General features: G+C 33.5%; 17 protein-coding genes and 1 pseudogene. All 18 read right to left on the reverse strand.

What is annotated here, in order from left to right:
- Positions 1-24: 24 nt before the first annotated feature.
- Complete coding sequence (locus IPJ23_14880; GenBank protein ID MBK7631960.1) at positions 25-612, reverse strand: outer membrane beta-barrel protein; 588 nt, start codon at positions 610-612, stop codon at positions 25-27.
- 331 nt (positions 613-943) lie between these two features.
- Entirely contained in the window at positions 944-1,444 is a 501-nt protein-coding gene (gene purE / locus IPJ23_14885) for a 5-(carboxyamino)imidazole ribonucleotide mutase (GenBank protein MBK7631961.1), read from the reverse strand.
- A complete protein-coding gene (locus IPJ23_14890) occupies positions 1,441-2,595 on the reverse strand; it encodes a 5-(carboxyamino)imidazole ribonucleotide synthase (GenBank protein ID MBK7631962.1) in 1,155 nt (384 codons plus the stop codon). Before IPJ23_14890 ends, purE begins: the two co-directional genes overlap by 4 nt.
- Positions 2,595-3,560 carry a sodium-dependent bicarbonate transport family permease gene (locus tag IPJ23_14895; protein ID MBK7631963.1) on the reverse strand — a complete coding sequence of 322 codons (966 nt, stop codon included), beginning with the start codon at positions 3,558-3,560 and terminating at the stop codon, positions 2,595-2,597. The genes IPJ23_14890 and IPJ23_14895 overlap by 1 nt, the downstream gene beginning before the upstream one ends.
- Positions 3,561-3,625: 65 nt before the next feature.
- Entirely contained in the window at positions 3,626-4,087 is a 462-nt protein-coding gene (locus tag IPJ23_14900) for a DinB family protein (protein MBK7631964.1), read from the reverse strand.
- A 115-nt stretch (positions 4,088-4,202) separates the two neighbouring features.
- A complete protein-coding gene (locus tag IPJ23_14905) occupies positions 4,203-5,039 on the reverse strand; it encodes an SDR family oxidoreductase (GenBank protein ID MBK7631965.1) in 837 nt (278 codons plus the stop codon).
- A gap of 190 nt (positions 5,040-5,229) precedes the next feature.
- Positions 5,230-5,613, reverse strand: a complete 384-nt coding sequence (locus IPJ23_14910) for a hypothetical protein (protein MBK7631966.1) — start codon at positions 5,611-5,613, stop codon at positions 5,230-5,232.
- A gap of 124 nt (positions 5,614-5,737) precedes the next feature.
- Positions 5,738-6,133: a DUF937 domain-containing protein gene (locus tag IPJ23_14915; protein MBK7631967.1), complete on the reverse strand. Its 396-nt coding sequence runs from the start codon at positions 6,131-6,133 to the stop codon at positions 5,738-5,740.
- Positions 6,134-6,372: 239 nt separating this feature from the next.
- Positions 6,373-6,461 (reverse strand): annotated as a pseudogene (locus tag IPJ23_14920) (zf-TFIIB domain-containing protein).
- A 2-nt stretch (positions 6,462-6,463) separates the two neighbouring features.
- Positions 6,464-7,474, reverse strand: coding sequence for a TerC family protein (locus IPJ23_14925; GenBank protein ID MBK7631968.1), 1,011 nt, complete (start codon positions 7,472-7,474; stop codon positions 6,464-6,466).
- A gap of 129 nt (positions 7,475-7,603) precedes the next feature.
- Positions 7,604-8,077 carry a tryptophan-rich sensory protein gene (locus IPJ23_14930; protein ID MBK7631969.1) on the reverse strand — a complete coding sequence of 158 codons (474 nt, stop codon included), beginning with the start codon at positions 8,075-8,077 and terminating at the stop codon, positions 7,604-7,606.
- 85 nt (positions 8,078-8,162) lie between these two features.
- Positions 8,163-8,405: a PGPGW domain-containing protein gene (locus tag IPJ23_14935; protein ID MBK7631970.1), complete on the reverse strand. Its 243-nt coding sequence runs from the start codon at positions 8,403-8,405 to the stop codon at positions 8,163-8,165.
- Positions 8,406-8,487: 82 nt separating this feature from the next.
- Positions 8,488-9,204 carry a hypothetical protein gene (locus tag IPJ23_14940; protein ID MBK7631971.1) on the reverse strand — a complete coding sequence of 239 codons (717 nt, stop codon included), beginning with the start codon at positions 9,202-9,204 and terminating at the stop codon, positions 8,488-8,490.
- A gap of 118 nt (positions 9,205-9,322) precedes the next feature.
- Entirely contained in the window at positions 9,323-10,135 is an 813-nt protein-coding gene (locus IPJ23_14945) for an ion transporter (GenBank protein ID MBK7631972.1), read from the reverse strand.
- A gap of 37 nt (positions 10,136-10,172) precedes the next feature.
- The gene (locus IPJ23_14950; GenBank protein MBK7631973.1) at positions 10,173-10,730 is read right to left on the reverse strand and encodes a CIA30 family protein; all 558 of its coding nucleotides are present in this window, start codon (positions 10,728-10,730) and stop codon (positions 10,173-10,175) included.
- Between the two features lie 197 nt (positions 10,731-10,927).
- A complete protein-coding gene (locus IPJ23_14955; GenBank protein ID MBK7631974.1) occupies positions 10,928-11,488 on the reverse strand; it encodes a GNAT family N-acetyltransferase in 561 nt (186 codons plus the stop codon).
- 294 nt (positions 11,489-11,782) lie between these two features.
- Positions 11,783-12,358 carry an NAD(P)H-dependent oxidoreductase gene (locus IPJ23_14960; GenBank protein ID MBK7631975.1) on the reverse strand — a complete coding sequence of 192 codons (576 nt, stop codon included), beginning with the start codon at positions 12,356-12,358 and terminating at the stop codon, positions 11,783-11,785.
- The gene (locus IPJ23_14965; protein ID MBK7631976.1) at positions 12,355-13,806 is read right to left on the reverse strand and encodes an SDR family oxidoreductase; all 1,452 of its coding nucleotides are present in this window, start codon (positions 13,804-13,806) and stop codon (positions 12,355-12,357) included. The genes IPJ23_14960 and IPJ23_14965 overlap by 4 nt, the downstream gene beginning before the upstream one ends.
- Between the last annotated feature and the right edge of the window lie 119 nt (positions 13,807-13,925).

Genomic DNA, 13,925 nt, shown 5'->3' on the forward strand with positions numbered 1-13,925 from the left:
CCGTTCAGAATGACATGCCCAGATTTAGAATGACCAGCTTAAACCAACTCCTACTGAAACATAATTCAAATCAACAGAAGTGCTGACATTATTAATATCATTGTCTCTTGATAAAGAACGATATCTAACACTTGGCAGCAAAGAAAATTTTTCACTTAAAGGAATCACTACTCCTGCTTCGGCCTGCCAGCCCAAACCGTGTCCGGAATCAATAATTATATCACCGTCATTGTTTTCTATTTCGATGTGGTTGTATGTTCCGCCTAACCTTATAAGATAATTAATATCTAAATCGCCAATAGGATGAATAAATTGGAAACCGAAAGTGTAACCGGTTTCTTCAAAACTTGCATCAGGCCCAGCAAAAGATTGATCTACTCCAAAATAATTCCAGCTCCATCCCGCATAAGCTGCAAGGTGAGGCATAAAACGATAAGCTACTGTTCCTTCAAAACCGAATCCTGTTCCGAGGTCTGCATCGGAAATATCCTTGGCCGCGAAATCAACAGCTGGCCTAAATTCAAGGCTCCATCGATCTTGTGCCTGAGATTCGATTTGATAGAGTGCGAAGAAAGTTAAAAGTGCAACGACTGTTAAAATTGATCTTTTCATTTTTTATTTCCTTCTAAGTTTGTGATAAATAAATTTTAATTTATGATTCAAACTTAAACGATGTATCTAGCGTTTTAAAAAATAAGGCGATGAGCGTGTAGAATTGAGGGATGAACAAGAAATTGAGTGGATGAATTTTTAGAAGTAATTATTCCAAATAATGTTGTCACAAAGGATGGTTCTGTTGATATTGAAAAAGCGGGCTCAATAGTAATCAGCGGATTGGATAGTATCATAAAACAAAAAGAACGACAAGATTAACTTATATTAAGCCTGGAGTTGAAAATATCAGAAATTTAAGCCTAATTGCGGCATTTGATTTATTTAATATTTAGTCAAAACTTTTTTCTACCTTCTCTAACCTTATCATCACATCAGAGCTAAGTTTACTTTTATAATTGATTAACTTTTCTCTTAATTTATTATCAGCTACAGATAGAATTTGAACGGCAAGCAATCCGGCATTTTTAGCATTGTTTAATGCGACGGTTGCAACGGGAACACCGCCGGGCATTTGAAGAATAGATAAAATTGAATCCCAGCCATCTAAAGAGTTGGAAGATTTTACAGGAACTCCGATAACTGGTAATGGTGATATTGCAGCAACCATTCCCGGCAAATGGGCTGCGCCTCCTGCCCCTGCAATAATAACTTGCACTCCTTTTTTATGCGCAGTTTCGGAAAATTCAAATAGTCTTTTCGGGGTTCGGTGTGCAGAGACAATGGTTATCTCAAAAGGAACATTAAATTCCTTTAAAACCTTTCCCGCTTCCTGCATTATGTTTAAATCTGAATCTGAACCCATTATAACACTAACCAAAGGTTTTATCATGACACAACCTTCATTTTTTGTTTTACAAAATCAGCTTTACTTTTTGCTTCATCAATAGTTGGGGCAAGAACCGTTACGTGTCCCATTTTTCTAAATGGCCTAGTAATTTTTTTCCCATATAGATGAATTTTAACGCCTTCCACAGCCATACACTCTGTTAAACCTTCGTATCTAACTTTACCTTCATAACCCGGTTCACCCAAAAGATTAATCATAACCGCAGGCATTTTTAATTTTGTGCTGCCAAGAGGAAGATTGAAAATCGCACGAAGCAATTGTTCAAACTGTGAGGTTATGGCGCTTTCAATTGTATGGTGTCCGCTGTTATGCGGACGCGGAGCAATTTCATTAACCCAGATTTTATTGTTTTTATCAACAAACATTTCCACAGCAAGCAAACCATAAAGATCAAGCTCGGTAATTATTTTTATTGCAATATCTTCAGCATCATTCTCAATCTTAATTGGCAATGTTGAGGGGCAAATTAATTTTTCAACAAGATTAGCTTCCGGATTAAATTCCATTTCTACAGTTGGATGACATCTCACTTCTCCTCTTTCATTACGTGAAACAATTGCAGAGATTTCTTTATCTATATCTACCAAGTCCTCTATTACCGAAGCACCTTCTATCAGATTAACCAAATCATTTTTTGAATGAACTATTAAAACACCTCTTCCATCGTATCCTCCTTTACGGAGCTTTTGCACAAATGGCAAAGGTAACTTACCTGATTCAACCGCCGAAATAATTTCCTGCTTGTTATTAAAAAGTGAAAATGATGATGAAGGAACTTTTATTTTTTCGTAAAATTGCTTCTGTAATCCTTTATCCTGAATGATTTCAAGTTTATCCGGATCTGGATAAATTCTTTTGCCTTCCTGCTTTAGTTTCTTAAGAGCATCTACATTTACATTTTCAAGCTCGAGAGTTAGTACATCTACTAGCTGACCAAATCTATAAACATCATCATAGTTCAGCTGATCCCCCTTAAAGAAGAAAGTGCACGAAGAGGACGCAGGGCAGTGATCATCTTTATCAAGCACGTATGTTTTAACATTCCAGTTACTTGCAGCTAGCACAAGCATTTTTCCTAATTGACCGCCGGCAATAATACCAAGCTTAACTTCTGATGTTACTAATTTCTCCATCAAACAAAAAAGTTAACTAATGTAAAATAAAGTGGAATTCCAATCGTGATGTTCACCGGGAAAGTAACACCCAATGACATTGGAATATAAAGTCCGGGATCTGCTTCGGGAGCAGCGATTCGCATTGCAGCAGGGACGGCTATATACGATGCACTTGCTGAAAGTATTGCAAGAATAAATCTGTTGCCAATATCCGGAGTTACAAATTGACTTAAATAAGCAACTACACAACCATTAATAATTGGAATTACTATTGCAAACAGCGACACAAACCAACCATATTTTATAAATGCTGAAAATCTTTTTGCAGCAACCATTCCCATTTCCAACAGGAATATTGCAAGAAATCCTTTAAATATATCATTAGTAAAAGGCTTAATGCCCTCTGCCTGTTTTGTGTCCGCGATAATTCCAATAACCAGGCTTCCCAAAATCATAACAACACTTCCATTGGTAAATGAATGTTGTATTATTGATTTCCACTTGACTTGTTTACCTGATTCTTTTCCAAATTGCATCATTAAAATTACTCCAATAACAATTGCCGGGGATTCCATCAACGCCATTACCGCGACCATATATCCACCATAAGAAATTTGCTGCATCTCAAGAAAAGAAACTGCGGCAACAAAAGTCACGGCACTCACTGATCCATATGCAGCGGCTATAGCCCCTGAATCACTGGCGCTAAGTTTTCTTTTAAGGATAAAAAAAGTATATGCGGGAACAACCACGGCCATAAAAACACCAAACAATAGCGTATAGGTTATCTCACTGCTGTATTGACTATGTGCCAATTCCTGTCCGCCCTTAAACCCGATAGCGAAAAGAAGATAAAGTGAAATAAACTTGCTTGATGATTCTGGAATTTGCAGATCACTTTTAATAATTACCGCGAGAATACCAAGAACAAAAAATAGCAGAGTAGGATTTGTGATGTTTGAAATTAAAATTTGAAAATCCATCTTGTATACATCTTTTAATGTTAATTAATAAAGATTTAAATTTTTTCTTTGGTTTGCAATTATAATTAAAGTCTTTTTATTAATCCCAAAATAATTCCCGTATGTGTTCCTTCGTGGAAATGATTAAAAGTAATTGCATCCTCAAATGTATTCAACTCAACCCCAGTTGAAGTTTTATAAGGTCTGAATTCTTTAAACATTCCGTTGTTATAATCTTCAAGTAATTTGTCTGGGAGTTCAGGTAAAAGAGATTTAAGCTCTGTTATGTTGGGAGTTTCTCTCCATACCTCTGGGGATGTGCCTGTTCTAAAAATTGAAGAGATTTCTTTTGGGATCCTCATTTCGAGTCGTGATAAAGTATAATGAAGCACTTGCTGGGTTACAATTATGTGACCCAGATTCCACAAAATATTGTTTTTGCCTCCTTCGGGGATTTTAAGCAGTTGTTCATTAGATAAATTTTCTATCCCCCTTAAAATTAATTGTCGTTCGGTTTTGAGCATCTTAATTGATTTGGAAAGATCCATTGTAACCTTTCATTTTAAAAACAAAAACCTGTTATATAAACCCATTGAATTTTATTAAATATCAAAATTATTAATCATAAGTGGCTAAGCAAAAATAATTCTGTTGGGCGATATACTAATTCTTAATTAGAAACTCTTCACAAATATCCCAGAGTCTTTTTTCTGCCTTTGGATCTGTAAATCCGCATCCCCGTTCTTTCCTATCTTTAAAGAATCCGCCATTGCTTCCATCAATCTTATCATTCGAAGCTAGCCACACTATTGTATCTGCACCCTGCTCAACAGTTCTTCCACCAACAAAGGCGGCGGTTTTTAGAACAGCCTTATTCAAAGTTGTTTGCTCTCTGAAGAGATCAGTGTTGGGCACCCAGCCCGGTGTCATTGAATAAACAGAAATATTATCTTTCTCTAAATGCTTTGCCCATTCACGTGTCATCATTCTGTTTGCCTGCTTTGATTGTTTGTAAGCAGCAGTCAGATCATAACTTCTTACATCAAAATTTATATCTTCCAGATCAAGTCCACCCGCATAATCTGAAGCAACATTAATTACGCGTGATGGGCTTGCTTTCTTTAGGGAATTGGCAAGCAACTTGGTTAAAAGATGGTGTCCGAGAACGTTAACAGCAAAAGTCAACTCAGCACCATTTTCATTTAATTTTTTAGTCAGAGACATAATACCAGCATTGTTAATCAATACATCAAGTTTGGTTTCTTCTTTTTGAAATGATTCGGCAAACTTCTTTATTGATTGAACGGAAGAAAGATCTAATTCTTTTACAAAGATGTTTTTATTTTTTGTTTCAGAGATTAATTCTTCTTTAACTTTATTTGCAGAATCAACTGAACGGCAAGCCATATAAACTTTTGCCCCTAATTTTGCAATTTCTTCAGTTGCTGCTTTACCAATTCCGCGATTAGCTCCTGTTATTATTACTATTTTATCTTTCATTTTATCCTCGTTTTCGTTGATTTTTATACCTAATAAAAACAATAATCATCTTTAATTCGTTCAATTACAAAGACTAGCAATTTTTAAAATCTGACGTCAAATATATTAGGCGGAGGGAAAACAAAACATTTAGCTTTCCGCTTAGAAAAAGTGAAAAGGTTTAAAAGTAAGAATTTGTTAGCAGATTATGTTAAGAGAATTTATTAATAATAAATGCTGCCACAAATGCTTCAAGCAAACTTAGGGGAATAGCATAAACCAAAACACCAAAAGGTAAAACATTCAGATTACCGATCACAACCCACATCAAAACAAAACCAACAAACCAGGAGAATAGAAAAGTTTCTAAGAGCGAAAACTTTTTTGAAATTATAAAAATGGAAATTGCAAATAATAAAGACCATAATCCCCAAACTGCTCCGTTAATTGGTTCGGATGGAAAAACAAGCCCAAGTTTATGATAGTGCTCAATCCAATATGACTTTACTAATAATTCATTTCTTACAAATTCAGAGATACTTATCCATATCGTTGAAAGCAGAATTGGCAAGACTGTTTTTTTAATAGTTATCATTTTTTCGATTATAATTATTTTTATTTATATAAGTTCAAAATTAAAAATGCTCAGATTAAACTTGAATTAACAAAAGCCGCAATATTTCTACTACGTCCTAAGTAAAATATATTCATTTAATAAATTATTTATTGCCGAATAATCCGCCGAGCATATCCATTCCCTTGCTCATTATATTGCCCTCGGGTACTTTTCCATCAGGAGTCAATTTATCAACTGCCTGTGGAAGAAAGTTTGATAACTGTCCAACAAGTGCATTGCTGTCCATTCCAAGTTTTGAAGCAAGATTTTTAACAGTGTCAGCGCCAAGGACACTCTGAAGTTGATCCGCAGAAATAGGAAGGTTGTTTCCGGTTCCAACCCAAGAACCAATTATATCGCCGAGTCCTTTTGAATCAAACTGGCTGATAATATTTTGCAATCCACCTTGTCCTCCAAGCATTCCCATAACAGTAGACATCAGGTCATCTTTTTTATCTCCGCCGCCAAGTGCTGATTGAATTGTGTTTAAAATATCCATTTTTTCCTCGTCCTGTTTATTAAAAAAATAATAAGTATTTGAGTTTTAACATATAGAATTTAAAAATCAAACAAATCACCAAGAAAGGATTTTCTTTTATTCTTATTATATCCTTGTGATCTATACTTATTATCATCATCATCTCTATAATTAGTATTAGTGTTTCTTTCTTTCTGTCTGAAATTATCTTCAACATTTGCTGATTTTTCAACAATCTTATCAAGCTCCCCTCTATCCAGTCATATCCCTCTGCATTTGGGACAGTAATCGATTTCTATCCCCTGTTTTCGCTTAATAATAAATCTACTTTACATACTGGGCATAACATGTTTATACTCCTTTTTGTTTTTTAAATAATGAAATTAAAATTGATGAACCGATAATAGTTACAATTATTATTAGAGACCAGCTAATAGGAAACTTCCCACCAAATGCTTCATTTAACCACGCCATCTTTAATCCAACAAACACAAGCACTATTCCAAGTCCATATTTTAGATAGCGGAATTTATGAATTACCCCGGCAAGCATAAAATACATTGCACGTAAACCAAGAATTGCAAAAACGTTGGAAGTAAAAACAATTAGTGGTTCTTTTGTGATAGCAAAGATTGCAGGAACGGAATCAACTGCAAAAATAATATCTGATACTTCGATGAAAAGCAGCGCAACCATCAATGGAGTAGCATAAAGCACTCCTTCTTTTCGTATAAAGAATTTTTGTCCTTCAAAAGTGGATGTAACGGGAAAGAACTTTTTAAACAATTTTATAACAGGATTCTTTTCCGGATCAATCGGTTTTTCAGGCGCAAAGATTATCTTAAAACCTGTTAGAATAAGAAACGCACCAAAGAAAATAACGATCCATTGATACTGAAGCAGAATGGAACCCATAGCAATAAATATTATACGAAATATTAGTGCTCCGAGAATTCCAAAGAATAAAACTCTGTGCTGATATTTTAACGGTACAGCAAAAAAACTAAATACAACCACAAAAACGAAAATGTTATCTATTGCTAAAGTTTTCTCAACTATATACCCGGTTAAAAATTCCAGTCCGACTTGATTGGCTGCAGCATTGCCATCAAAACCAGGAATTGCAAGTAGCCGTGCATCGTTTTCAAACTTCCAGCCGGCATATTTAAAGAAAAGAAAATTGAAAATGAGCGCGAGAGAAATCCAAATAATACTCCACGTTAATGATTCCTTAAAAGTTACTTCGTGTGCATCCCGGTGAAACACACCTAAATCCAAAGCAAGCATCATTAAAACAAATACAGTAAATCCAACATAAAACAACCAGTAATCTGCAAAAGGAAACAGGATAATATTTTCCATGGGTTAATTCTCTCTTATAACAATTTATTTATTTAAAATACTAATGGTTAATGAGTTTAATAAGCCAATTTTAATAAATACCAAACGATTTCGAATGGTTTGATTCATAAAATTACCTTCATACATTTTTTAATTTAAGAAATAATATCCGGCATTAAGAAAAGTAGCAAAGCTTACCCAGAGCAAATATGGAATGTTCATATAAGCTGCAACCGGTTTAATTTTATAGAACAGATAAATCATTGCAGCAATGCTAATCCATAAAAGAATGATTTCTATAAGCGCAGCACCAATCAAATTGAAATAGAAGAATAGAAAACTCCATGCAAAGTTTAAGAGCATTTGGATTGAAAATAACTTGATAGCCAGGTCTCTCTCTTTCGATGCTTCCTCTTTCCAAATAAGAAAAAATGATATTCCTAAAAGGATATATAGAGAAGTCCATACCGGACCGAAAACCCAATTAGGAGGACTAAAGGAAGGTCTATTTAATGAAGCATACCAAGTAGGTACAGCTTGAGAAGTAAACATTCCTGCTGCAGCGCCAACGGATAATGGTAATAAAATGGATATAATCAGTTTGATAGTGTGAGATATTTTCATAACTGTTTTTGTCTTGATTTAATTTTATCAGAATTAATAAAAATAAAGACTATTGTGTAAAACAATGCATCTGATATTTACCACATTACTTTGTTTTATCAGTAAAATTAGTCTTAGTAATTCTGCCTAATTTTTCTTTAAACTTATTTAACAATGTTCTTGCCCAAACAAATTCTGTTGCAAGAATGCCTAACCCAAGCGGTATCATAATGAATGCTGGTCCAGGCAATAGTATCATGGCCACTCCTAAAAGAAGTACTGTAAAACCTACTACTATTATGATTAACCTTTTGGCTTGCTTTTGAGTTTTAATAATAATGTTCCGCATTAATTAAAATTCTCCTAACTCAATTGTAAGGGTTTAATTTTAAAATACCCGTAAAGATTATTTGTTCTAAATTCATAAATAATTAAAAAGTATATGAAAAAGTAAAAGACAGATAATGGAAAAGAGCAAAATTGTAAACTTCATCATTATCTGCACCTCCTTCTAGAATACGATACCCAGCTTTAATTCCAAGCTGCCTGGATAATTTATATGATGCGGCGAAAAGAAAATCAATTGCTCTTCCCTGTTTAGCCGCGAGAGCATCACCCTCTAAAAGAAAGCCAAGCTTTTCGTATGAATGCCAGAACAATCTGAAATTAATAATTGGGACAAAACCAACATTGGATTTCTCAGCAGATATTCCAGGAGACGAAAGTGCAATTCTTGCATCTCTAATTTTAGCAGTAAATCCTAAACCAAATTCAAGGTTAGGATTTTGCACAAAATCGTAACGGTATGTTAATCTGTACGAATTAAATTTATATGAACCGTTTAAATCTTCATTTTCGGAAAATACACTGCCGGCAAAGTTAACATCTTTATTTATTCGTCCTTCAGATTTAACAGTTAATGGAGCAAATAGTAAAGATAAAGTATGGGCAGTGCTAAAAGTGTAATTGAGTCTTATCCTATAAAAAATACCGGAACTTGGTGTCAGATCATCTTTAAAGGAGATAAGTGTTCCTTGATTACCAGGAATGCGCACATCATTATATCCCGTGCTTACAAGACCAGTTTCAACATCCAAAATTACCTGGGCATTTAATGATGCTGTTAGACAAACGCTTATCAATAAAATTAATGCTACAGCAAGTGAAAATTTATTTTTCATTTTTTATAAATCTGCTTTAGTTATCCATATAATCTTGAATAGAACCATAAAATATTATCTTGAATGTAGTATAAAGTATGGAATTTCAATTTACTCTTTTCGTCAATTTCTCTTCCATTTTAATTATCTGTTCCTTCAGGCTTAAAATATCTTTTCTTAACTCTTCCTTCTCATCTTGAATAATATCCTCTATTTTCTCAATTCCTTCTTTACTGGTTTTTTGCTGCACTTCGCTCATTGTGTTCACAACGATAGCAATAAATATATTTAATGTCGTGTAAGACGCCAGCAGTATAAAAATTATAAAGTAAATATTAGCAAAAGGATATTTAACCATTATTGCTCTGGAAATTTCTGCCCAGCCCTCAAGAGTCATAATCTGGAATAATGAAAACATTGATGCACCAATATTACCAAACCACTCCGGATACCCAGCTCCGAAAAGTTTTGTACCTATGACCGCAAACACGTAAAACACCAGTGCCAGCAGAACAAATATCCAAACAAGACTAGGAAGTGAATGAAATAGGGATTCAACAATGAATCTTAGCTTCGGTACATTTTTGATTAATCTAAGAGAACGAAAAATCCTTAATGACCGTAAAACCGCCAAAACTCCGGAAGCTGGCAGTAAAGCAATCGCTACAATTGAAAAATCAAAAACATTCCAGCCGCTTTTAAAAAATGAAAATCCATAAGCATAAAGCTTTAATAATATTTCAATTACAAAAACTGCAAGAATTATTTTATCGATAAGCAGAAGCGTTCTTCCAAACGAGTTCATTATTACGCTGGAAGTTTCCATTCCAATCGTTATGGAATTAAAAACTATTAAAGCGATTATGAAATTTTGTACCGAACTCTTCTCTACAAATTGTTTTACTTTTTCTCGATTCATTTCTGCAATAATTATTATTTAATATATACTAATTTAATCAGTAAAGTTTTATATAATCAATTTCAGTAATAAAAGTCCCTTCCTGTTTGTCCCCAATAAGCAAAGATATTTCTTTGATATTGTTAAGAGGAATTTTTTTGCTTGAGCCGGTTTCTTTTCCATAATAATAAAGTTTAAACTCATCGAATGGAATTTTTATAACCATCCACTCTTCTTTTTTTGTTTCCAATGATGTTGTATAAAAATAGCCAGTAAAATAAGCAGTCTCTTTCATCGAGATGCTGTAGCGCTTTCCATCACCTTTCATTCTTAGTTCAATACCAGAAAACTTTTCAAAGTTGTAATTTTTAATAGGACTTCTTAGCGAGGCAAACCCACCATTATTTTCTAGAGAAACGTTTCCTTTAAAAACTATTTTATTGTCTTCATTAACATTTACATTTGAAGAGCTCAATCCACCCATTACTCCGTCATTTACAATGCGCCATTTATTTTCTGTTTGCATAAAAGACGAATTTAGCAAAATGTTGTCTTCGTTTAGTAGTAAGGAGTTATTCATAATTATTGCCGCAAGTATAATTGAAAGAAAATTCATTTGTTGCTCTTTCTGAACGTATTAAAGTGATTTTAAAGTTTTAATTGTAATTAGAACAACAAGACTTTGTTTCAGAAGGTTTCAAAAAGCAAATGGTAAGGAAGAATAATAATGATATGTACGATTTAAACGTCAAGCTAAACGAAGTATGGGCGTGTAGCCCATTTTGTCGTTTTAGCTATTGTTGTGCACCGTATTTATTTTATTTTTTTTCTCATTACATAATAATCATCATACTCTTTATTTATCTTGAAATCGTATCTCTTATATAATTCCAACGGTCCTTTGAAATTACTCTCGCTCGATTCTCCTTTTCTTGGATATGCTTCAAGATAATCATAGTCCGCATTCGAGTAATCCTCAATGATTTTTTCAAGAATCATTTGAGCAATCCCTTGTCTTCTATAATCGGGATGTATTAAAAAACAAACAATAGAACAAACTTTATCATCAGGATTATCAATTAAATCATAGTCTCTTAATAATCTTTGATAATTCGATCTGTTATTTGCATTGCACCATCCAATCGGTTTATCATTTTCAAAAACCAAATAACCTCTCAACTCATTCTCGTTGATACGATTTATAATCATGGCACGGCTGGCTTCACGAGTACATGTTTCCACATCTCCAAGGAAGTGATAGTCGTTACAATAACATTTTGACCAATCAGGGTTTTCCTTGTGAATCATATTGTCAAAAAGAAACAAGTAATCGTCTTGTAAATCTTTAGTCAAATGCCTTATTTCAATATCCATTTTATTCGCTTTTTGTTTTTGATATGGTCACAACTTATTATTTACCGCAATAAAAAAAATATTGATTTAATTTTTATTTTACTTCAGGGAAACCACCAAATAGGGAGCTTAAGTTTATGAAATTAAATAAAACTAATTTATTGCGAGAAGTCCTTTCTTTGCGAAATTATTCAGTTAAAACCATTGAAACTTTTATTAAAGCAGTTAATGGTTATATTCAATTTTCAGGATTAGAGAAACCAATACAGGAATCACTTTACAAATTTTCCCTTTATTTAAAAGATAAAAACATTACTATCTCATTTTGTTAATATCTTTCTTAACATCTTTAACAACTCTCTCAAGATATTTTTTTCTTTTGCTTTCAGAGACAAAGGGCACCGACCAGAATTGACGAGTTTTAGTTTTGAACCATCCAAATACAAATGAATAAACGCCCATAACAAGTCTAAGTTTAACAGAATTTACATATAAGGTAAGCACAGGAAAGGCAGGGGCCCCGTGCGTTAAATAGGTTCTTACTTTTTTGTTACCTAAAAACGGTTTAGGAATACCTAATGATTTTGTAATAGGTATGAATTTATATGCAAAACCAGGACTTAATACCTGATCGAAAAATGATTCTAATAATGGTGTGCACCTAAACCACCACACCGGTGAAATAATGTATATTCGATTTGATTTGGTGATTAGTCCTTTGTATAAATTCGTTTTCTCTTCATCTCCGAAAACATTAAATTTTTCTTCATATAAATCTATTACATCAATATTTTCTTTATTGGCAAAGAGTGTTTCGTGAATAGTTTTGAAAATACCATTGTGGCAAAAACTTTTCTTATCAGGATGCGCTATTATTATTAAATTGTTCATGTTTTTATCTTATAATTAATGATATTCTTCGCCATTCCATCAAATACAAAATAATGAAAAGGTAACACTGAGTACCAGTATAATCTTCCCAATACTCCTTTTGGACGGAATGTTGCGGTTTGTTTTAAAAAACACTTTTCATTCTTACTAATAATATCAAACTCTAACCATGCTTCTCCGGGTAATTTCATTTCTGCATAAAGAAGCAATCGTTTATTTTGTTTATCCGCAGCAAGTACGCGCCAAAAATCCAGCGTATCTCCTGTATTTATTTTATGAAGATTAGTTCTTCCTCTTCGCAAGCCAACTCCACCAGCGAGTTTGTCTAAAAATCCTCTTAAGTGCCAGAGCCAATCACCGTAATACCAGCCACGCTCTCCTCCAATAGACCAGATATTATCTAACACCTGTTCAACATCTTGTGTGATTTCTTTTTCTCTTTTATCAATAAAGCATCCATCTTTGGGAACATTAATATGTTCAAGTAATGAATTATCAGTGTAGCTTGAACTAAGAGAATCTTTCCAGCTGGAGATTACATTGTTTTGTTCTATTCTTTGAAAGGCAAGCTGTACAGCTTCTTTATATGTGAAGGGTTTTATGTTCAGCATTTTTTCAAGTTCATTATTCTTTGCAACTACTTCAATCTTCATACTGTTAACAAGATTTATTGCAAGCATGTACGATGTTGATGTAACAAAGTAAAGCCAATATGAGGAAAGACGAGGGGTCATAATAGGGACAGTAAAAATAAATCTCTTTAATCCCCTTATTTCTGCAAATTGTAACAGCATTTCTTTGTAGGATAAAACATCCGGTCCACCTACATCATAAGATTTATTAAATGTTTCAGGTCTAAGCAACACACCGGAAAGATATTGGAGAATATTTCTGATTGCTATTGGCTGATGTCTCGTGTTTAACCATTTGGGAGTAACCATAACAGGAAGTTTTTCAACAAGATCACGAATAATTTCAAATGAGGCACTTCCTGATCCAACAATTATTCCTGCTCTTATAGATGTTAAAGGAACTTTGCTTTTTGATAATATCTCTTCAACTTTTTTTCTTGAGGCAAGATGTTTGGAAAGTTTGTCTTCGTTTGTAATCCCACCGAGATAAATTATTTGCTTAGCCGAAGTTTGTTCAACCAGATTAACAAAACTATTTGCAGATCTTTCTTCTAATGAACCAAAGTCTTTAATATTAGAACTCATAGAATGTATAAGATAGTATGCGGCATCAATGTCTTTAATTAATTCTGAGGAAGGAATCTCTTTCAGAAAATCAACTTCAAAGAGAGAAACATTTGGATGATGATAGACTCCATCAGATGGAAACCTATTTCTATTTCTTACACAACAAACAACAGTGTGACCTTGTTCAATCAAAACCGGAAGAAGTCTTTTACCAATATAGCCGGTGGCACCAGTTAGAAGTATTTTCATAATACCTTAATAATTATACAGTTAAAACATTTATAACTGATAGATAATTCAAAAACAGTAATAAAACTAAATATTTAATACCCTTAAAAAATTTTTTCAAAAAGCGCTTGATTTATTGC

This window comes from Ignavibacteriales bacterium (genome assembly GCA_016709765.1).
GTDB lineage: Bacteria > Bacteroidota > Ignavibacteria > Ignavibacteriales > Ignavibacteriaceae > IGN3.